Below are 20,663 nucleotides of genomic sequence, written 5' to 3' on the forward strand. Positions count from 1 at the left end.
TGAATCCTCGGGCATCACTCCGTTCGCAAGGCCTTCGTTGGATTTGCTGTTGCCGCGCGATAGGAGAGAAGGACGATCGTCAGGCCTGCAAAGACGAGCACACACAATCCGGCCAAAAGGAATTTTGAGGGATTGATCGCCGCCTGCAGGGTAAAATTTTGCTCCCATTTCTGAATCAGGATCCAGGTTATTGGAGTGGCAACGATCAGCGCAATGCCAATTAGCCACAGGAATTCGCGTGCAATAAGAATAACGACGCCAACCACGGAGGCGCCCAGCACCTTTCGAATGCCGATCTCTTTGGTTCGCCTTTCCACGGCAAAGGATGTAAGTCCCAATAGTCCCAAACATCCGATAAAGATGGCCAGTCCCGTGAAGATACCGGCTACCTTGCTCAACTGTTGATCAGCCTTATACTGGCGATCGAACGACTCATCCAAAAAGGTATAATCAAAGGGAAGATTAGGAGCCAGTTCATTCCATTTTTGCTGCACGCGATCGATCGTGGGTGCCAAGTCTTTGCTGTCAATACGAATGGAAATGCGATTCGGCCAATAAGTCAATGCAATCATCAATGGAGCCACCTTAGTGTGCAGTGATTGGTAATTGAAGTCTTTGAATACACCAATAATTTTTCCCTTATTTCCGTGATCGACTCTTTTAGATATAGCTTGATCCGCCGTCCATCTGAAGTCCTTTGCGGCCGTTTCATTAATGATGAACGCGGTAGTATCGTCGGCTTTTACATCGCGGCGAAAATCCCGGCCAGCAATGATTTTAATTTTGTAGGTCGAGAGGAAGTCGTGATCTACAAAATTAAAATTGATGTTGGTAGGTGACATCTTTCCGTCCGTCATTTCAATTTGTGTGTAATGATTAGTGGTGGATTGACCGGGAACAGTAGAAGAGCCGGTAACTGCCAGTACACCCTTCAATGCCTTTAATTCGTTCTTAACGGCTTCAAGATGATTCATGATCACAGTATCGCCATTAGTAGGCACAACAAGAGTGGCTTCCTTGTTGAAGCCGAGATCCTGATTCTTAACCAGGTCAATTTGATCTCGCACCAGCAAAGTACCTGCCACCAGCATGATAGAAATGATAAATTGAACAGAGACAAGAACCTTTCTGAAATTATGATGACTGTAAATTCCTTTCGTAGTGGGGCGGAATATTTGCAAAGGCTGAAATCCGGAAATAATTAGTGCCGGATATGAGCCGGCTAAAATGCCGATGACAAGCACGAGAACAAATGCGGCTGCCACGACTTGCCATAAAGATGGCAGAATAGAAAGACTCAGGGGTGAATCGACAATGGTTCGGAACTGAGGCAGAATAACCCAAACAATGAGCGCGCTGAGCAATGCAGCAATGAAGGCCACAATAATAGACTCACCAAGAAACTGCGCAATAAGCATCCTTCTCATGGCCCCCAGGGACTTTCGTAGTCCGACCTCTTTCAGTCTCCTCGATGCACGCGCCGTGGCAAGATTAACATAGTTGAAGCACGCAATCAGCAAAATGAAGACGGCAATAATCGAGAGAATGTATATGTTGTTGATACTACCACGCGTTCCGTTTTCCCACGAACGTTGTTGTGGATCCATGTATATGCTGGCGAGTGGTTGGAGTGGAAGATCTTCGTAATACATGCCACCCTTCTCAATATTGGCCTTAATAAAAGCCTGCATTTTGGCACGCACTTGTTCGATCGAGCTTGCATCGCGCAGAAGAATGTACGTGTGAAACCCATTCCAGAACCACTCGCGATCCTCGGCCTGTTTGTTGTTCCGACTCCATGTCGAGAATGATATCAGATTGCTGAATCGGAAGTGAGAGTTCTCCGGCACGTCCTTCATGACTCCAGTGACTCTGTAATTGTCGTTATCCATTTTGATCGTTTGACCGACCGGGTCTTCATTTGCAAAGTATTTCTTAGCCATCGACTCAGTAAGTACGATCGAAAAAGGGTCACGCAACGCAGTCTTCTTATCCCCGTTTATTAGTTGAAAACTAAAAACGTCGAACACTGTACTGTCGGCGATGTAAGAATCACGTTCATAGTACGAGATGCCATTTCGTTCTGCCAGGAGGTTCCAGTTTTGAAAGCGTGTATAGCTTTCGACTTCTGGAAAATAACTCAACAAATGTGGTCCCATGGGAGGTGAACTCACTGATTGAAACAGGAGTTCGTTTTCTGTTCTTAGATTCTCAACGATGCGAACGATCCTGTCTGCATTTTTATGATATCGGTCGAAGCTTAATTCATGATATACATAAAATGAAATTAAACAGAACGTAGCCAGCCCCACGGCGAGACCTATTATGTTAATGGCTGAGAATCCTTTGCTTCTGGCAAGTGAACGGATTGAGGTGATGAAATAATTTTTGAGCATAGGTGATGGATGAAGGATCAGAGATGGATTTTTTATTTTCCGGACAATTCCCGGACGAAAAAGCCTTAGCACATTAAAGGCAAATCGCCAATTAGCACTTCTAACGGAATAGCTACTCGCATCACGCCAAAACATTTCTGTCAGATCACCCTCAATGTCTTCGACAACCAAAGGGTCACAAAACCAACGAAAGAAACGCAGGGCGAATTCGGGGGGACGTGTTTTGGCGGGGAACTTCATTGTTTGGGAAATGCCATGTTTGGTATGGCCTTAAATAGGTTAACTCGTTGTTCCTGGTTTTCTCTAAGCACCCGGGATCCAAGCGTTGTAAGGGAATAGTAGCGCTTTCGTTTACCTCCTCTTACACTTGTAGCTTCTCCTAATTCTGACGAGAGGTATCCCTTGTCTTCAAGTCGGCGCAGTACTGTCTGCAGTGCGCCAATGCTAACGTTCCTGCCAAGTCGCTGCTGTATCTCATCGATTATGGCAACGCCGTAAGCATTCTTATAAAGGATGCCGACAGTCAGCAGAACGATTTCTTCGAATTCTCCTAGTTGGTGGCGGTTCACGTCATTTATATTTGCCTTAAATGTAGTTATAATACCTGCGCATCGTCTTTCGGTTACACCAAAACGTAAAAAATCTTAATGCTTTTTTTTTGAAAGGTATTTATTCATAAGAGCACGTACCCCAGTAGCGACACGCCCAGGCTATCCACGTACTCCAGTTCGGGCCAGTGCTGTGGCCACCGGAATGCTGTCGGAAGGCAATTTCTCCATCGGTAAGTGCGGTACCCAGCTTCGGGAAAGTATTCGTCCCGAGGTCCTTCTTTCCCAGCAGACGATAAACTGGTCCTGCATGCACCCCACCAAGAAACATTCCTTTGGCATCGACCCATTGCCCTTCTACCTGCGGTGACCCGGAGCTGATAAACACCGGGCGTGGTGCGCAAAGAGCAATAAGTTCATGGGCATCCACCGGAACGTCCTGCGCTGTCAGCTTAGATGCATAGCGAATGAAATTCCCTGCAAACCATTGGTACTCTCCGGACGAGCAAAGATTCTCTATCTGTTCTCCGAATATGCGACGCAGAATTTTTGCGCCACCGGCCCCTGAAGAGCCTATGAACGCCAGTGAAAATCGTGGTTCGAATGCCATTGCAACGGCTGTGGCCTTACCATACCGCGATAGTCCTTCAATAGCTAATCTCTTGCTGTCTACATTCTTGTCTGTTTCGAGGTAGTCGATAACCCGGCTGGCGCCCCATGCCCAGGCGCGGAGCGCTCCCCAGTCGGCTGGCTTCCTGTATTGACCTTTGTTTACAAGTCCAATAATGCCTTGCGTAAGGCCCGCACCATTGTCTGCCTGAATGCTTGAAGGCACGAGTATGGCATAGCCCCAGCCTCGCATGATCAATTGTTCCTTCCACGTGGGTTCCCCTGCAGATCCGAGTCCAAGGGGTTGAACAGGTCCACGATTGAATGGATTTTTTATCCATCCAAACTCAATCACAACTGGAACAGGTTGTGTCGATTTGGATGGAGTGGCAACAAGAAGTTCTATTTCAACTTTGACAGAAGGGTAGGACGAATTATCAACGACGCCTTTCAATAGTTTTTCATGAATGGGCATATTGCCGACAACGGTGTCCCTGACGTAAACAGTTTCCCATGTGACGCCGGGAATGTTTGCCGGAAGCTTTCCGTAAACTTCATGATCAAAGTCAGCTACGATCTCCGGTCTCCGGACATTCCACCATTCCGGTGCAGACTTAACCTTTTTTCCACTCTTGGCTTGCAACGGATCAGGAAGCGAATAAGCGTTGACCTTGTCCTCAAATCTGTTCGCCGCATTTGGAGCAGAAGGATCTCCTGATGGTCCGCGGCGCATGCCGTCTGCGGTAAGGCCTAACTGCCCAAGCATCTGAGCATAGTCTGCCTGTGTGATCTTATTGATTGAGTCGCGTGTAGCCTGCGAGAATTGCGCGCTGGCGCTTAAAGTCATCAGGCTAAGCGCAATGGGAACTAAAATGAAGGCAGGCCAACGGCGACCGGTACCGGCTGAGAAGTTTATTCGTGTAATCATATGGATCGTTAGAAGCAACAAATATAAATGTACACGACACACGTGTTATTTCGTGCTGGCATTCTCCTATAGAAGGACTATAGTAGCACTATAGTTGGCCTATACTTTTAGACGATCGGCAGACGACTTTTCTATACCCTTTCCATACTTTTCCTATATCCGTCCTATACTTTCCTATACTTGTCCGATCCGGAAATACTATACAGTCTTTTTGGATCCGGACTGGGCTATACACTGGTCAGACTTTCCCAGTTTCTGATGTTCAGCAAGGGGCGTTTCGGCTTGCTGCGTCTTGCCTCCAGGTTGATGTAATCATCGGACCAGCCAGAGACTTACCAGAGACTTACCAGAGGTAAGACTTATTACGCTGTCCCACCGCTCTTGTGACGCTCTCACTCCGCTCTTGTGACGCTCCCGCTTCGCTCTTTTGCCGCACTCACAACGCTCTTTTGCCGCACCTTTGCAGCACTTTTCCCAGAGTCCCATCGCACTTTCCCACACTCCACCCAGACTTTTCCCACACTTTACCAGACTTAGCCTGAACTGCCCGACGCTTAATTATCATTCAACTCCACGCTTGTACTAGTTCACCGGTAAATTTTGGTTACTATTAACACACCTGTAACCTGATAGACGCCTTTGGCGTCAAAAACGATCGTCATGACCTACGATCCGGACGTTCCGATAATCGACAGAATAATTGCCGGTGAGCAATCGGTGTATGCGGTTCTTGTTAATCGCTACAAGAGCTATGCTTATACTATTGCCTACAAAATAGTTCAGAACCGGGTCGAAGCGGAAGAGGTGGCGCAGGACGCGTTTATTAAGGCGTATCATAACCTGAAGAGCTTTCAGCGTGAATCCAAATTTTCGACGTGGCTTTACCGTATTGTATTTAATACGGCCATTAGCCATCGACGAAAGAGCCGGCCGGATTTTCAAAGCATCGAGACAACGCGTTTAGTGCAAAACCACGAAGGCGAAGACCGTGTCGAGCGATCAGACAAACGCAGGTTTTTGGAGGCCGCAATGAATCGCCTTAATCAGGCCGATCGCACGGCTTTAACGATGTTCTATCTGGAAGAATTTTCGTTGGAAGAAATTGCCGAAGTAACGGGTATGCAGGCAAACACGGTCAAGGTGAGGATTCACAGAGCCAGGCAACGTTTGGCAGATGAACTGAAAACAATTTTAAAATCAGAAGCATTATCTTTATAACATATGAAGCAGCTGATGCAAAAGGATATGGATGAGCTTGCCAGGTATATCGATGGTGAGCTGAGTGAGAAAGATCGAAAGAACTTTGAGGATCGTCTTAACATCGATAAGATGCTCCAGGAAAAATTCGCATCTGTTATGGAGCTTCACGAAATGTTGAAGTCACAGCATCTGCTTTCACCTTCGAAGAATTTTACTGAGAAGGTTATGGATAACCTTGACCATTATAGTTCACCAACTGCTTCGTTCTCTATCCGCAATGGTCTTTTGCTGCTGACCGGTGTATTAGTCGCAGGTCTGCTGGCTTTGTACCTCGCAGGAAGTGGTGTTTTTGATGGACCTGTTACGATAATGGGTCCTGTTGATAGTATGTTGTCACAACAATTACTTCAAAGACAATTGCCTGCGGTTACATTTAACGGAAAAATTCTTGTTAATGCTATTGTGCTATTGAATCTCGTACTTGCCTGGATCGTATTAGATCGCACAATTCTGCGACCGTGGTTCAGCAGGCGTGTTTCTCATGGTTGATCCTGCCATCTCCGATAATCCATCTCAGCTAATGACGAAATTGCTGTTCCTGTTTGTCGCGTAATACATTCCTGATTACATCTGGTACTTCAATGACTTGCTGCTAATTATTTCTTGTTAGCGGACGGATGAATAATGATCTGTTTGACGTGAAAAAAAATGAACGAATCAATGTATTCGTTGGTCTTGCTTTGAACAGCGATGTTATCGCGCCTGCATTACAGTTGTGATGTAGAATTATGAGCTCAACGTGTAGAATCATCCTACGGATTGCATACGCAGTCTCTTCTTGTGATATTTCTAAGTCACTGTATTACAGGGTTTTGAAAACGTGTTCTTTGCTGGCACATCCTTCGTGTATGATCTGATCAGTAAAAACAAATGTCAAACTAAAAGTTAAAGACCATGAAAAAAGTAATGTTTGCCTTTGCCGCTATGTTAGGTAGTGTAGCATTTGTAAATGCCCAGGATGCAAGTTCAAGCGCAGTTGCACCTGCAACTGAGCAAGCTGCTCCTCAGCAAGAAGAAAAGACTAAGATTAAGTCTGAAGAACTTCCTGCTCCAGTGAAAAAGGCTTTGGAAATGCAAGACTATCGCGGTTGGTTGATCGACGCCGCTTACAAAGTGAATGCTTCTGAGCAATACGAAGTTCACCTGAAGAACGGTGCCGAAACTAAGATCGTGAAGTTTGATAAGGATGGTAAGGTAGTTGGTTAATCAACTCCTGTCGTCACTTTAATCAATAAGAGAAAGCTGGAAAATATTCCGGCTTTCTTTTTTATTTTGCCCCCATATGGCCAATATCCTTGTCGTAGAAGACGATCTTACATTTTGTAGAATCCTTGAGGGGTTTCTCACCAAGCAAGGTTTCGCGGTTACAGTCGCTCATCAGGGCGGTCAGGGCCTGCAGCTTTTCGCCACGCGGACTTTCGACCTCGTGTTGCTCGACTACCGTCTGCCCGACATGACCGGTATGGATGTTTTGACGGAAATGAAAAAATCCTCGCCGGCAACTCAGGTCATCATCATGACAAGCTTTTCCGATATCCGGACCGCTGTAAAGGCCATGCAAATTGGCGCATTCGAATATATTACCAAGCCAGTAAATCCCGACGAGCTCCTGATGATCGTTCAGCAGGCGCTGAAGAAGGACAAAGTGGGCCCATCTGTTAGCACGCCACGCATTCTTCCTCAGCGTAAGTTCGTTGAAGGCACCAGCGAACAGGCAAAGCAGTTGTACAATCACGTCAGGCTGGTTGCACCAACAGATATGTCGGTGATCATTGAAGGAGAAAGCGGCACCGGAAAGGAAAACGTCGCGCAAACCATTCACCAGCTCAGCGCGCGGGCGAAATCAAAATTTGTCGCTGTCGATTGTGGTGCGATTTCAAAAGAACTGGCGGCCAGCGAATTGTTCGGTCACGTTAAAGGCGCATTCACTGGTGCAGTTCAGGATAAAATAGGTCAGTTTGAAGAAGCTCACAAGGGCACATTATTCCTGGATGAAGTCGGCAACCTTTCTTATGAGGTGCAGATAAAACTACTGCGCGCCATCCAGGAACGCGTGATACAGCCCGTTGGAAGCAGCAAGGAAATAAAAATAGATGTTCGTATTCTCACGGCGACGAACGACGATCTGTTCGAAAGCGTAAAGAAGGGAACATTTCGTGAGGACCTGTACCATCGAATTAATGAGTTTAAACTTCGGGTGCCGCCTCTGCGCGATCGGTCCGAGGACCTCAATGAATTCCTTGACTTCTTTAGAGAGATGGCGAATGCCGAACTTCAACGGAATGTTACAGGCTTCGATGAAGAAGTTACAGGCATATTAAAATCTTACGATTGGCCTGGAAATCTTCGGGAGATGAAGAACGTTGTCAAGCGGGCGGTATTACTCACAAGCGAAGGAAAGGTAAGTGTGAGTGCATTACCACCGGAAATGCTTGAGGAAATCCGTAATCCTACTTCGAAGGCAGCACCACAGGCACCAGTGTATGATTTGAAGGCCCTGCAGGAAACACAGGAGAAGGAGATGATCATGAAAACCCTTAAGGAGGTGCGGTACAATAAATCTAAAGCTGCCCGCATTCTTAACATCGACCGTAAGACCTTGTATCTGAAAATTGAAAAGTACGGGATTGAATAGGCGAATTTGAAATTACCGGGATTTTGCAACGTAGAGTCTATACGTGCTGTAGTCTTCGCGTAATCAAACGACAGACACAGTTATTTTACTAACTGCGTCGCTTCGGGACCTGTCAATTGCTTGACTTCTTCTATCAGCAGTTCAACCTTCACTGTTGCATATCGAAGATCATCTTCCATCTTCTCAGGTGATTCTCCATTTACGAGACGAACTTCGAGTCCCCGCAGGGCTTTCGATAACACAGTGGCGCCAACCTGCCCGGTTCTGCCTGCAAGCTTGTGGACAACTTCTCTCACCGCACTAGGCTCTGGCGACTTCAGGAGCTCCGATAAGTGATCGACGTCCGTCACAGTCTCATCAATAAATTGCTGGAGTATTGCATGAAGCAGGAGATCATCCCCTTGCGTCATCACCTTCAATGAGGAAAGATCAAGCATTGATTCACCAATCCCGTCAGAAATATCCTCTGATTTCTGATTGGGATTGATACCCATCCTGCCCAGAATGTCATTCTCGCGAAACGGTTTCAGCATCACTGAGTCGAAGCCTTCATCAAGTAGCTGCTTTTGTTCCTGGGGAAAGACATGGGCCGTGAGCGCTATAAATTTTGTGGTTTTGGGATATCGCTTCCTTAGTGCGTGACACAAATCAATACCATTGATCGAAGGCATTCGAATGTCCATGAAAATGAAACTCACTTCTGGATCGACTTGCATCTGAAGCAACTGCCGGCCGTCGTTAAAGGTTGCATGCTTAACATGGTTCTTTTCGAAAACAAGCGAACACAACCGCAGGATCATGGTATCATCGTCAACAACGAAAACCTTTCCTTTGAATGGCTCCTGCCGGATTACAGCAGGTTTGACTGATGAGACAGCTTCACTCTCCGCTCTGTCAAAGCTAAGGTTAACAGTGAAAGTTGACCCCTGGTTGGGTACGCTTTGAACCTGCAGATTTCCGCCCTGGGCTTCTATCAATGATTTTACAATCGTAAGTCCAAGGCCTGTCCCGCCATACTGACCACTAATGCTGTTGTTAGCTTGCTCAAACTGATTGAATATACGCGAAATGTCTTCCTTGCGTATACCGATACCGGTATCTGTTATTTCAAATACACAATGGACAGGATCTTTTCCCACGCGCGTGTGCGCATTCAGACGAACATATCCCCGTGACGTAAACTTGATCGCGTTGCCCAGCAGGTTGTATAGAATCTGACGAAGACGGAAAGGATCTCCCATGATCCTCAGCTCAGCAGGAAATCCAAGATCAACCAGCAAATTCAGTCCTTTGCGTTCCGCCTGAACTTGAAGTGCTGAGGTAATTTCTTTAATCAAAGGTGCGAGCATGAAAGGCTCTCTGTTCAAAACAAAGCTTCCACTTGAAATGCGGCTATAGTCGAGAACTTCGTCCACAATGTGAAGCAAATGTTCGGATGAACTGTTGATTGCATCGATAGCCTCAGGGTCCGATTTGCGCTGTGACTTCAGTTGCTCAGCGAATCCTATTATCGACTGCAGCGGCGTGCGTATTTCATGGCTCATGTTCGCCAGGAACCGCTGCTTTATCTGGCTTAACTCCTGCGCTTCATCGCGCGATTTCTCGAGTTGCTCCTTGTAATAATTTGCTCTTGTTATATCAACCCATATGAGATAGACGAGCAGGGCTGCTCCGATAAAAAAGCAAATCAACAATAAGCTAATACGCCAGATACTCTGGCTCACCAGTGCTCCGGCCCGGTCGTTGTTAGCATGCATCTGGACGACCTCTTCGTTTTCGACATCATGAAGTATGCTCAGCAGCTGGTTGATGAATAAACTGTTGGCGTGAATGAGCTCGAGCTCTTCAGTAATGAGGCGCTTGCTTTCTGCCCTCTGCTCATTTTCCATGTCCATGATGATTTGCTCAACCTCATTGAGAGCGTTGTTCTGTCGCGCAACGGCCAGGGTATCTATAACAACGCTGGTCTGCTCCTCAACCTTCACATGTGTTGTCGGCGCAGGTACGTTTTTCTTTCTTCCAAAGATCTTACCTAAGCCCGTTTTCGGTTTCCCGGCTTTAACAGAGTCAGTAGTATATGTCGTAATGATCTTCTTTTCCGTCGTCACTACACTGGTGTCAAAAGCAATCCGATCCTGCACCATGATCTTGGTAAGCGTGTCAAGACGTTGTGTGAGACTCTTGTTGTCGACCATGCGCGACCTGAGCTTCAGGTAAGAAAGAAATAGCCTGTTCCTTTTCTGAAGTATGGACTTAATTTCCTCGAGCCGGTGTTGCTGCGTGCTGTCCCATTCAAGCAACTGTAGTGAGTCAATCTTATTTACAAATGCCTTCGATTGTTCGAGATAGATCTTGTAGGGATTCCGGGGGTTGCTGATTGCCTGGGCTCGCTGTGCTTGTTCCAGGGATGTGATTTCCTGAAAGATAGTATTCAGTGCGTCAAGCTTTTTGTTGGGTTCCGATAGCTTGTCTACGGTCTGCATCATTTCGCTGAAGCCAAAGTGAGCGATGCCAAGAGCTATCAAAATAGCTACGAATACCAGCAGGAAACCTGCGAAAACTTTCTTCGTAACAGAGGTGATAGATAGCTTCTCGCCGAAAGATGACATATGCGCGCTATTCGGATGCGTTTCAGCAAGTTAACCCAGATATTGTGCCAACCTGCGCCGGCAATCGAAAAATCTGCACTTTTGACGTGGGTAGTGTTGGCTGAAATTTGCCCCGGAGCCAGGCCTTTTCCGCCTGCAACATAAATCAGCCATATACCCACGGTATCAGGGTTAGCGAGGCGATCAGAATGATCAGAATGGAAATCACGTCCAGGGCAAGGCCTGCCCAAAACATGTCTTTCATTCGTATATAACCTGAGGAAAATACAATAGCATTCGGGGGTGTTGCAATGGGGAACATAAATCCTATGCTTGCGCTAAGCGTTACCGGCATCGCTAGCAGGACGGGGTCAACACCCAGACCGTCGGCCATCCCAAACACCACCGGCACGAATATTTGAACGAGGGCAACGTTGCTCATGACTTCCGACAGACCCACTGTTACCACAATCAATGCGAAAACGATCCATCCGCCATATGTGTTTCCTTCGGCAATCCAACTCCCCAGCGCCTGAATAATACCGGCGCTCTCAAGCCCTGCGGCCAGAGCAAGGCCACCGCCAAAGAGAAATAGAATTCCCCATTGGACACTGATCGTATCTCGCCAGTCAAGCAGAAACTCACGGCGTGAAATGTTTGCAGGAACCAGAAACATCGTCAGGCCGCCCATCATTGCCACGTTGGTATCATTGAGTAAATCTTTGTTAAATACGTAGGCGTTCAGAGCTTCCTGAAATATCCACAGAAAGCACGTTACGGCGAAGATGCAAAGCACCCGTACTTCCTCATTGCGAAGAGTCCCTAAAGCCGAAAGGCGCGATGCTATCAAAACCTCCGATCCCTTCACATGTTTGATACGGCTCGGAAATAGAAATCGGGTGATCATAAAGTAAGTTGATAGCGATAACGTGGTGGCTACCGGCACGCCGATGATCATCCATTTCCCAAAGTCAAGTTTTTGATCATAGAATTCTTCAAGCAGGCCCGCGAACACAACATTAGGAGGCGTCCCGATTATGGTGCCGAGACCACCAAGAGTCGCTGCATAGCCTACCATCAGCATCAGCCCAAGAGCGAAGTTGCGTTCTGCAACAGGTAGCTCATGTGGCTTCTGTTGATCGTTTGTTCGGACCAGGTTAATTACAGAGGCAGCAATGGGTAACATCATCATTGCTGTAGCGGTATTGCTGATCCAGAGACTTATGAATCCTGTTGATATCATAAACCCCATTATAATACCGTTGCCTGATGTTCCGGTGAGACGTATGAGATTCAATGCAATACGCTCATGAAGTTTGTGTTTCTCCAGGGCCAGTGCCAGGAGGAAGCCGCCAAGGAATAGAAAAATGATTGGATTTGCATACGCTGCCGACACAGATTTCATGTTCATGATGCCCAAAAGAGGAAAAAACACCAAAGGCAGAAATGCTGTTACTGCAACCGGGATGGCCTCCGATATCCACCAGATAATCATCCACGTTGCCACGGCCAGCACCTTCCCGGTGACCGGCGAAATAAAATCGGCTGGCACAGCAAATAACACGAGCGCCCCGAACACAGGTCCGGCCAGGAAAGTCAGGTAGTTCTTGAGGAGATTCATATATGGCCAATGCAATTCTTTAAATCTAAATATTCTGCGAATCAATCGAATGCGGTGATGCTTTGTATGACATAAGATTTCAGGGCGAGGAAATTACCCGGTAACCATTACGTCCGATGTTTGGAAAATGACCCCGGAATACCCGAAGTTTGGCCGCCAATTCCCTTCGTAAAGAATGGTTGGAAAATAAAATTCAGATCATACAATAATCCGCCCGGGACTTCCGACTAATAAGTCACAAGAAAAGAGGCAAGGGAATGGACATGAACATGGCCATGCAGATTAAGGAACAGACTTTTCTCAAGGAGAAAGACAAACTGCTGGGATTCATACGCAACCGTGTAGGATCGGTGGAAGAGGCGGAGGATATCCTTCAGGACGTGTTCTATCAGTTTATTGCCGGATACGATACGATTGAATCGCTGGACAGAGTTACATCCTGGCTTTTCTCCGTAGCTCGTAACAAGATCATTGATCGCTACAGGCGCGACGCGAGCCGGCCTCAGCGTGCCGAGATAGGCATGGCCGCAGGAATGGACGACGATGCACCATTGACTTTACAGGACATCTTGCCTGACCTGGGCAACACACCTGAAGATGCCTATCTGCGGGACGTGATCTGGGATGCCATCATGGAGGCATTAGACGAACTTCCCGCAGAGCAAAGGGAGATCTTTGTGATGAATGAAATTGAGGAGCGCAGTTTTCGGGAAATAGCTGAAGAGACGGGTGTATCAATTAACACTTTGCTCTCCCGGAAGCGCTATGCAATACTTGCCCTTCGCAAGAAGCTCCAAAAGATCTACAACGACATTTAACAAATACTCAGGATATATTAATTCGACACCTATGAACAAGGTTGGTAAAATTGCTGCGTGCGTGCTGTTGGCGATAACAGGAATTTTCGTGGTGGGCTTTGTCACGATGCAGCTTTGGAACTGGCTCGTTCCAGAACTCTTTCATGGCCCCATCATTACCATCTGGCAGGCATTGGGCTTGCTGTTGCTTTCTAAGCTGCTTTTCTGGGGATTCGGTGGCGGCAAAGGACATCATCATTACGAGCGGAAGCGCGCCTTCTGGAGGGCGCGCTGGCAGCAGAAGTTTGCTTCCATGACGCCAGAGGAGCGCGATCTGGTTAAACAGAAAATGAAGGACAAGTGGTGCTCCTGGCAGGAAAAAAGATCGGCATCCGAACAAGCGGGTTCAAACGATTGAGATGATTAATCTGTAAATTTCTTAAAAAAATCATCGTCAAACCTTAACAGAATGCCGTTTTGCGCGTTCAAGGAAACTGAGGAAACTTTTGTGATGCAAATAGTTTCCATAGTTTTGCCGGCCGTTATGGAAGACATCAACATCAAAAAGAAAATCATCCGAGGTGCAGAAAACCTCTTCACCAAGTACGGTGTGAGAAGCATCTCCATGGACGACATCGCCCGGCACCTGGCCGTGTCAAAGAAGACGCTATACCAGCACTTCGAAGACAAGGAAGAGATCGTCACCATCGCAGTTCAATCGCACATTGAACGCATAATGGCGGAATTTGATGCCATTCAGGGAGCGGCCATCGACGCCATTGATGAGATAGCAAAGATCTCACAATGCCTGAAAAGAACGATGAGTGAAATCAACCCGTCGTTGATGTTCGACCTCGAGAAATACCACCCACGCGCCTGGAATGTGTGGATGGATAACAAGAAGAAGTTTATCCGCGACTCGGTGATCCGTAACCTGAAGCGCGGTGTCGAGGAAGGATATTTCCGCCCTGAACTCGATCTCGATATCATGGCGACAATGCGAATGGAACTCGTGCAGTTGGCATTTGACGATCGCGTTTTCCCTACTTCACAATTCAAAGTTACGGAGGTTCAGTTACAGCTATTCGAGCACTTCGTGTTTGGACTGCTTACCGAGAAAGGCCGCAAGAAATACCTCAAATGCAAAGAAACCCAAGTAGAACTCTCAAACTCCTGATATGAAACGTTTATCCTTATTACTGTTCGCGGTTGTTTTAACGGTTGGTGCAGCGAATGCGCAGCAACAAACGCCCACAGCCTTCACGTTAGACGATTGCATCCGCTTCGCGATGGAAAATACCATCGAAGTGAAAAACGCTCACGTCGATGAGCAGATCGCCAAAGCTAAAGTGAGAGAGACCACCGGCATTGGTTTGCCTCAGGTTGATGGCTCAATTGCTGTTCAGCATAGCAACAAATTACCTCGCTTCTTCGCGCAGTATGCCGTAGCGAAAGGATTTAATCCTGACATTGATCTGGGCCTTCCTGATGATGCCGTCGTTGCTTCTCCCAACTTCTTTCAACTTCCAAGCAGCGGCAATGCCGGAGTCACTGTTAATCAGCTGTTGTTCAGCACAACCTACCTTGTTGGACTGAAAGCAGCTGACACATACAAACAGCTTGCCACTCGGTCAGCAGAGCAAACTGAAATTAAGGTGATTGAAAATGTTACGAAGGCTTACTATGCGGTATTGATTAACAACGAACGCATCGGATTGTTCGATAACAACATTGCCCGTGTTGATTCATTATTGCGAACAACTACAGCGTTAAATACGAATGGTTTTGCAGAAGCAATCGACGTCGATCGGATTCGGGTTACTCTGAACAATCTGAAAGCAGAGAGATTGAAGTTCCTTAACCTGCAGTCCCTTAGCATTGGCCTTCTGAAATTTCAGATGAATTATCCTATTGAAAAGGAAATCGTCATTAAAGGTAGTCTCAGCGACCTCTCTGTGAATGAGAATCTGTTTACCGAATACGAAACAGGCTGGGATTACAAGAATCGTATCGAATATAAAATGTTGGAAACCCAACGTCAATTACGTGAACTCGATGTAAAGAATTACTTATCCAGGTCACATCCATCATTGGTTGGCTTCTGGAATGCTGGCTACAGCACACAGTCGCCCGATATTGCAGGTGTCTTCAAAACCAACACTGATATCAGTGACAACGGTTTTGTTGGCCCGGACAAGTGGTATCCCTTTTCAACGTTTGGTGTGTCGTTGAAGGTACCGATCTTCAGTGGTTTACAACGTAACTATCAGACGCAGCAGGCCCGGCTTGAATTGCTGAAAGTTGAAAATCAGTTCACCTCGCTTCGTCAAAGCATTGATCTAAGCATTCAACAGAATACTGTGACCTACAAGAACGCTATTGAAACATTCAGGTCACAACGTGAAAACATGGAACTGGCTGACCGCGTGGCCAAAATAACAAAAATCAAGTACGAGCAGGGAGTTGGATCGAACATCGAAGTTATTGACGCCGAAAACAGCTTGCGCCAGGCACAAGTGAACTACTACAACTCACTGTTTGATGCAATCTCGGCAAAGACGGATCTCGATGTAGCTTATGCAAAGATCGAGCCTGCGAAGTACGAAACCCAAACAACCAAGTAATCTGAAACCCCAATGAAAACAACCGATATGAATACAAAACTATACAACAAGCTTTCAGTCATTGCTCTGGCTGCTGTGTTGGTAGCCTGCAGTGCTACCTCGGCAGATAAGGACAAGAAAGCAAGACTTGAAAAGCTGAAGACCGAGCAGGCCGCATTGCAGAAGGAGATAAAGAAGCTCGAAGAGGAGATTGGTAAGGAAAATCCACAGGCGGCAGTCGTTAAAGCTAAAGAAGTTGTTGTGAAGGAACTCCAGCCTTCGAAATTTGAACACTTCGTGCAAACACAAGGCATGATTGAATCAAATGAAAACATTCAGGTGAGCACGAAGATGCCTGGTGTAGTCACTGAAGTATTCGTTCAGGAAGGTCAGGAAGTTCGCAGAGGTCAAACTTTGGCGCAGGTCGACAACTCTCTGATCATTCGCAATATTGAAGAGTTGAAGGCTTCTCTCGATCTTGCAAAAACAGTGTATGACAGACAGAAGAACCTGTGGGACCAGAAAATTGGAACCGAGGTTCAGTACCTGCAGGCAAAGAACAATAAGGAAAGTCTTGAGAAAAGGCTCGCTGCGCTGAATGAGCAAAACGACCAAACGCGCATCAAGTCTCCAATCAATGGCGTCGTTGATCAGGTGACTGTCAAAATCGGTCAGAACATCATGCCAGGAGCTCCTGCAGTTCGCGTGGTTAACAACTCCGATCTGAAAGTGAAGGCGCAGGTATCTGAAGCTTATGTTCTCAACATTAAGAAAGGCGACAAAGTAATTGTTACTGTTCCCGATCTGAAACGCGACATCGAAGCTAAAGTAACTTTCGTTGGTCGAAGCATCGATCAGTTATCACGTACGTTCGCGGTAGAAGCAAAGGTGAGTGGAAACAACGATCTCCGCGCAAACATGTCAGTCGTGTTGAAAGTCGTCTATCAATCATTCCCTAATGCACTTACTGTACCAGTTAATGTTGTACAGGAGGTGAACAATGAAAAGGTTGTGTATGTAGCGCAGGAACGCGACGGACACATAGTGGCAGCTAAGAAAGAAGTAGTGGTAGACGGCGTATTCGACGGTCGAGCACAGGTGCAGGGACTTTCAACCGGTGACAAAATTATCACTGTTGGTTATCAGGGTCTCAGCGACGGCACTGTCATCAAAATATAATGACCACGTGGTAATGCGGAGCAAATGGCCTCCGCACACCCACTAACCCCAGACTTATGCAAGACGCAGGTAAAGAATTTAAGCCCACCAGCTGGGCCATTGATAATAAGATTAGCATTTACGTTGCTACAGTTATTATAACGCTGGCCGGAATCATGGCATACAACGGTATGCCTAAGGAACAGTTCCCGGAGGTCGTTTTTCCGCAGATTTATATCGCAACGGTGTATCCGGGACCTCCTGAAGATGTTGAAAACCTTATTACAAAGCAGTTGGAGAAGGAGATCAAATCAATCTCCGGCATCAAGAAGATGACCAGTAACTCCCTGCAGGATTTCTCTAACGTTATCGTCGAGTTTCAAACCGACGTAAAGATTGACAAGGCGAAGCAGGATGTTAAGGACGCAGTTGATCGCGCTAAGCAGGATTTGCCAAGTGACCTGGAGAACGATCCCGAGGTAATTGATATCGACATTTCTGAGGTTCCAATCATGAACCTCAACATTGCCGGAGACCTCAGCCTTGAGCAACTAAAGAAGTACGGTGACGACCTTCAGGATAAAATAGAATCTTTAACGGAGATCCGCCGGGTGGATATCGTTGGTGCTCTGGATCGCGAAATCCAGATCAATGTCGACATGTTTAAACTTGCGCAGGCAGGGGTGAGCCTCGACGACATTCAAAGTGCCGTAGGATATGAAAACAGAATCATCCCGAGCGGTCAGGTTACGGTTGATGGTATGAAGCGCTCGTTGGGTGTTAATGGCGAATTTGCCAACGCCGAACAGCTGGGCGAACTCGTCGTGACCTCTACCAAAGGTGGTCGCATTCGACTCAAGGATGTTGCTGAAGTAATTGACAGCCACAAAGAGCAGGAAAGCTTCGCGCGCCTCGACGGCAAAAACGTAATTACACTTAACGTAATTAAGCGTGGAGGTGCCAACCTGATCAATGCATCCGATAAGATCTTTGAGATGGTTAAGGATTTTGAAAGGAATGTATTGCCCGAAGGCGCGAAGATTACCATCACAGCCGATCAATCCGAAAACACGCGGATGACGCTTCACGATCTGGTGAATACCATTATCATAGGCTTCGTTCTCGTAACAATCATTCTCATGTTCTTCATGGGTGCGACAAACGCGATCTTCGTTGGTTTGTCCGTGCCGATATCAAGCTTTATCGCCTTCATCTTCATCGACACAGTGTTTGGCTTTACGCTAAACATGATGACACTCTTCTCATTCCTCCTGGCATTGGGGATTGTGGTGGATGATGCCATTGTTGTTATCGAAAATACTCACCGTATTTACGACAACGGCAAGGTGCCGATTAAACGCGCCGCCAAGATCGCTGCGGGTGAAGTGTTCCTTCCCGTGCTTACGGGTACTTTGGTTGTGCTGGCGCCATTCAGTCCACTTATCTTCTGGCCCGGTATCATCGGAAGCTTCATGTACTTCCTTCCGGTTACACTGATCGTCGTACTCGTTGCTTCATTGCTCGTGGCTTACATCATGAACCCTGTTTTCGCAGTTGACTTCATGAGCGAACATGATCACGCTCACGAGGAAAGCAAATTCACACGCGGTTTCAAGGTTACGTCTGTAGTGTTCGGATCTATTGCACTGGTTTCATATGTGTTTGGACTGATTGGCTTCGGTAACTTCGTCGTGTTCCTTTACCTGGTATTCTGTCTGTATCACTTTGTGCTGGTCCGCGCCATCAGTGGGTTCCAGACCAATATCTGGCCGAGATTCCAGGGATGGTACACACGAAGAATCACCTGGTTGCTTCATCGCTACCGTCCACTGTGGGTTGTTGCAAGCATCGTGGCGTTGTTCATATTTTCGATTGTCTTTACTGCCATTCGCAAGCCGGATGTAGTTCCGTTCCCTAAAGGAGATCCGAACTTCATCTTTGCTTATGTCCGCATGCCCATAGGCACAGATCAGCTGGTTACGGATTCTGTAACACGCGTGGTCGAACAACGCGTAGCGAAAGTGATGGGACAATCCAATCCCATCGTTAAGTCGATCATATCAAACGTGTCAATCGGTGCCAGTGAAAATCCTTTTGAATCCGGCGCACAAACCAATCCTCACCTCGGTAAAGTGACGGTGGCCTTTGTTGAGTTTTCTAAACGCGATGGTCAGAATACACGTCTCTACATGGACAAGATTCGTGAGTCGGTGAAAGGTATTGTGGGTGCAGAAATCACCGTAGATCAGGAGCAAGGTGGACCGCCTACAGGTAAACCGGTTAATATTGAGTTCTCCGCCGACAATTTCTCAGATCTCGTAGCCACCGCTGCCCGTGCACGGAAGTATCTCGATTCACTTCAGATCCCTGGAGTGGAGGAATTGAAGTCTGACTTCCAGGCCGACAAGCCGGAGATCGTAATCAATATCGATCGCGAGAAGGCTAACCGCGAAGGTATTGCCACAGGGACCATTGGTATGATCTTACGCACGGCAATCTACGGTGTTGAAGTTTCTAAATTCCGCGATGAGAACGACGACTATCCGATCCAGGTGCGTGTTGCCGAGTCGCAGCGCAACGATATCAATACCCTGTTGAACATTCCGGTGACATTCCGCGACATGACTTCCGGTGGCCAGGTTCGCCAGGTGCCGCTGTCTGCAATAGCAAGTGTTGATTATTCAAATAGCTACGCCGGTATCAAGCGCATCGATCAGAAGCGCGTTATCACCATTTCGTCAAACGTTTTGAGTGGTTATAACGCAAACGAGATCGTGCAACAGATAAAGGATGAGTTGTCCGATTTTCAGATGCCAAACGGCGTTGAATATAAGATGACTGGCGAACAGGAAGACATGGCAGAGACAACTGAGTTTCTTGGTCGCGCTTTCGGAATTGCCGGCATGCTTATCTTCATGATCCTCGTGTTGCAATTCAACTCAACCAGTAAGCCTGTCATTATCCTCTCTGAGATTTTGTTCAGTATCATTGGTGTACTGATAGGGTTCTCATTGTTCAAGATGGAGATCTCTATCGTAATGAGTGGAGTGGGGCTGCTGGCACTTGCAGGCATTGTTGTCCGGAATGGTATCCTGCTGGTGGAGTTTACCGATCTCCTGATTGCACAAGGGGTTCCGCTTAAAGAAGCCATCATCGAGGCTGCGCGCACTCGTATGACGCCCGTTCTACTTACGGCGCTGGCAGCAACTGCAGGTCTGATTCCTTTGGCTGTGGGGTTGAACATCGATTTCGTTGCATTGTTCACGGAACTAAATCCTCACATCTTCTTCGGTGGTGATAACGTTGCCTTCTGGGGACCTTTGTCCTGGACAATGATCTTCGGGTTAGTATTTGGAACGATCCTTACTCTGGTCCTGGTACCCGTCCTGTATTTACTCGTTGCGAAACTGAAGGCTCGCATCTTCCGCAAACAGCCTAAACCGGCCGAAAGTACTGAGTCCGATGAAAGCGCGGTTGCTTTGAACTAACGATTGAATAGTCACGGGAAGTCAGCGTAATA

At 47.0% G+C, this 20,663-nt stretch carries 15 protein-coding genes and 1 pseudogene; 10 read left to right on the forward strand and 6 right to left on the reverse strand.

Annotation, left to right across the window (positions count from 1 at the left end):
* Window positions 1-14: 14 nt before the first annotated feature.
* The 4 genes and pseudogenes from WBG78_RS06140 to WBG78_RS06150 form a co-directional block, all read right to left on the reverse strand.
* Window positions 15-2,396, reverse strand: a complete 2,382-nt coding sequence (locus WBG78_RS06140; RefSeq protein ID WP_337325512.1) for an ABC transporter permease — start codon at window positions 2,394-2,396, stop codon at window positions 15-17.
* A 48-nt stretch (window positions 2,397-2,444) separates the two neighbouring features.
* A pseudogene (locus WBG78_RS30755) lies at window positions 2,445-2,636 on the reverse strand (permease prefix domain 2-containing transporter); the annotation flags it as partial.
* Entirely contained in the window at window positions 2,633-2,965 is a 333-nt protein-coding gene (locus tag WBG78_RS06145; protein WP_337325513.1) for a PadR family transcriptional regulator, read from the reverse strand. The pseudogene WBG78_RS30755 and the gene WBG78_RS06145, both read right to left, overlap by 4 nt.
* 100 nt (window positions 2,966-3,065) lie before the next feature.
* Window positions 3,066-4,481: a glucuronyl esterase domain-containing protein gene (locus WBG78_RS06150; RefSeq protein ID WP_337325514.1), complete on the reverse strand. Its 1,416-nt coding sequence runs from the start codon at window positions 4,479-4,481 to the stop codon at window positions 3,066-3,068.
* A 660-nt stretch (window positions 4,482-5,141) separates the two neighbouring features.
* Here WBG78_RS06150 and WBG78_RS06155 point away from each other — a divergent pair.
* The 4 genes from WBG78_RS06155 (at window position 5,142) to WBG78_RS06170 (ending at window position 8,376) form a co-directional block, all read left to right on the forward strand.
* Window positions 5,142-5,699, forward strand: coding sequence for an RNA polymerase sigma factor (locus WBG78_RS06155; RefSeq protein WP_337325515.1), 558 nt, complete (start codon window positions 5,142-5,144; stop codon window positions 5,697-5,699).
* Window positions 5,700-5,702: 3 nt separating this feature from the next.
* The gene (locus tag WBG78_RS06160) at window positions 5,703-6,230 is read left to right on the forward strand and encodes an anti-sigma factor family protein (protein ID WP_337325516.1); all 528 of its coding nucleotides are present in this window, start codon (window positions 5,703-5,705) and stop codon (window positions 6,228-6,230) included.
* Window positions 6,231-6,635: 405 nt separating this feature from the next.
* Window positions 6,636-6,947, forward strand: coding sequence for a hypothetical protein (locus WBG78_RS06165; protein ID WP_337325517.1), 312 nt, complete (start codon window positions 6,636-6,638; stop codon window positions 6,945-6,947).
* Window positions 6,948-7,023: 76 nt separating this feature from the next.
* Entirely contained in the window at window positions 7,024-8,376 is a 1,353-nt protein-coding gene (locus WBG78_RS06170; protein WP_337325518.1) for a sigma-54-dependent transcriptional regulator, read from the forward strand.
* Between the two features lie 80 nt (window positions 8,377-8,456).
* Here the strand turns inward: WBG78_RS06170 and WBG78_RS06175 are convergent, their stop codons facing one another.
* Together WBG78_RS06175 and WBG78_RS06180 are read right to left on the reverse strand one after the other, a co-directional pair.
* A complete protein-coding gene (locus WBG78_RS06175; protein WP_337325519.1) occupies window positions 8,457-10,985 on the reverse strand; it encodes an ATP-binding protein in 2,529 nt (842 codons plus the stop codon).
* Window positions 10,986-11,130: 145 nt separating this feature from the next.
* The gene (locus tag WBG78_RS06180; RefSeq protein ID WP_337325520.1) at window positions 11,131-12,585 is read right to left on the reverse strand and encodes an SLC13 family permease; all 1,455 of its coding nucleotides are present in this window, start codon (window positions 12,583-12,585) and stop codon (window positions 11,131-11,133) included.
* A gap of 257 nt (window positions 12,586-12,842) precedes the next feature.
* On the opposite strand from WBG78_RS06180, the gene WBG78_RS06185 reads away from it, so the two are divergent.
* The 6 genes from WBG78_RS06185 to WBG78_RS06210 are packed head-to-tail and all read left to right on the forward strand — an operon-like array spanning window position 12,843 to window position 20,631.
* Complete coding sequence (locus WBG78_RS06185) at window positions 12,843-13,403, forward strand: RNA polymerase sigma factor (RefSeq protein WP_337325521.1); 561 nt, start codon at window positions 12,843-12,845, stop codon at window positions 13,401-13,403.
* Between the two features lie 31 nt (window positions 13,404-13,434).
* Complete coding sequence (locus WBG78_RS06190; protein WP_337325522.1) at window positions 13,435-13,800, forward strand: hypothetical protein; 366 nt, start codon at window positions 13,435-13,437, stop codon at window positions 13,798-13,800.
* 51 nt (window positions 13,801-13,851) lie between these two features.
* Window positions 13,852-14,559: a TetR/AcrR family transcriptional regulator gene (locus tag WBG78_RS06195; protein WP_337325523.1), complete on the forward strand. Its 708-nt coding sequence runs from the start codon at window positions 13,852-13,854 to the stop codon at window positions 14,557-14,559.
* 1 nt (window position 14,560) lies between these two features.
* Entirely contained in the window at window positions 14,561-16,006 is a 1,446-nt protein-coding gene (locus WBG78_RS06200) for a TolC family protein (protein WP_337325524.1), read from the forward strand.
* A 27-nt stretch (window positions 16,007-16,033) separates the two neighbouring features.
* The gene (locus tag WBG78_RS06205; protein WP_337325525.1) at window positions 16,034-17,164 is read left to right on the forward strand and encodes an efflux RND transporter periplasmic adaptor subunit; all 1,131 of its coding nucleotides are present in this window, start codon (window positions 16,034-16,036) and stop codon (window positions 17,162-17,164) included.
* A 56-nt stretch (window positions 17,165-17,220) separates the two neighbouring features.
* On the forward strand, window positions 17,221-20,631 hold the full coding sequence (locus tag WBG78_RS06210) for an efflux RND transporter permease subunit (protein ID WP_337325526.1): 3,411 nt from the start codon (window positions 17,221-17,223) through the stop codon (window positions 20,629-20,631).
* The last annotated feature ends 32 nt before the right edge of the window (window positions 20,632-20,663 follow it).

The sequence above is a fragment of the Chryseolinea sp. T2 genome (assembly GCF_037203685.1).
In the GTDB taxonomy this organism is placed as follows: domain Bacteria; phylum Bacteroidota; class Bacteroidia; order Cytophagales; family Cyclobacteriaceae; genus Chryseolinea.

Excerpts from the sequence above, each read along its gene's own strand:
- WBG78_RS06140 (WP_337325512.1), bottom strand. The coding sequence starts at position 2,396 with ATGCTCAAAAATTATTTCATCACCTCAATCCGTTCACTTGCCAGAAGC.
- WBG78_RS06150 (WP_337325514.1), bottom strand. The coding sequence starts at position 4,481 with ATGATTACACGAATAAACTTCTCAGCCGGTACCGGTCGCCGTTGGCCT.
- WBG78_RS06155 (WP_337325515.1), top strand. The coding sequence starts at position 5,142 with ATGACCTACGATCCGGACGTTCCGATAATCGACAGAATAATTGCCGGT.
- WBG78_RS06160 (WP_337325516.1), top strand. The coding sequence starts at position 5,703 with ATGAAGCAGCTGATGCAAAAGGATATGGATGAGCTTGCCAGGTATATC.
- WBG78_RS06165 (WP_337325517.1), top strand. The coding sequence starts at position 6,636 with ATGAAAAAAGTAATGTTTGCCTTTGCCGCTATGTTAGGTAGTGTAGCA.
- WBG78_RS06170 (WP_337325518.1), top strand. The coding sequence starts at position 7,024 with ATGGCCAATATCCTTGTCGTAGAAGACGATCTTACATTTTGTAGAATC.
- WBG78_RS06175 (WP_337325519.1), bottom strand. The coding sequence starts at position 10,985 with ATGTCATCTTTCGGCGAGAAGCTATCTATCACCTCTGTTACGAAGAAA.
- WBG78_RS06180 (WP_337325520.1), bottom strand. The coding sequence starts at position 12,585 with ATGAATCTCCTCAAGAACTACCTGACTTTCCTGGCCGGACCTGTGTTC.
- WBG78_RS06185 (WP_337325521.1), top strand. The coding sequence starts at position 12,843 with ATGGACATGAACATGGCCATGCAGATTAAGGAACAGACTTTTCTCAAG.
- WBG78_RS06190 (WP_337325522.1), top strand. The coding sequence starts at position 13,435 with ATGAACAAGGTTGGTAAAATTGCTGCGTGCGTGCTGTTGGCGATAACA.
- WBG78_RS06195 (WP_337325523.1), top strand. The coding sequence starts at position 13,852 with ATGCCGTTTTGCGCGTTCAAGGAAACTGAGGAAACTTTTGTGATGCAA.
- WBG78_RS06200 (WP_337325524.1), top strand. The coding sequence starts at position 14,561 with ATGAAACGTTTATCCTTATTACTGTTCGCGGTTGTTTTAACGGTTGGT.
- WBG78_RS06205 (WP_337325525.1), top strand. The coding sequence starts at position 16,034 with ATGAATACAAAACTATACAACAAGCTTTCAGTCATTGCTCTGGCTGCT.
- WBG78_RS06210 (WP_337325526.1), top strand. The coding sequence starts at position 17,221 with ATGCAAGACGCAGGTAAAGAATTTAAGCCCACCAGCTGGGCCATTGAT.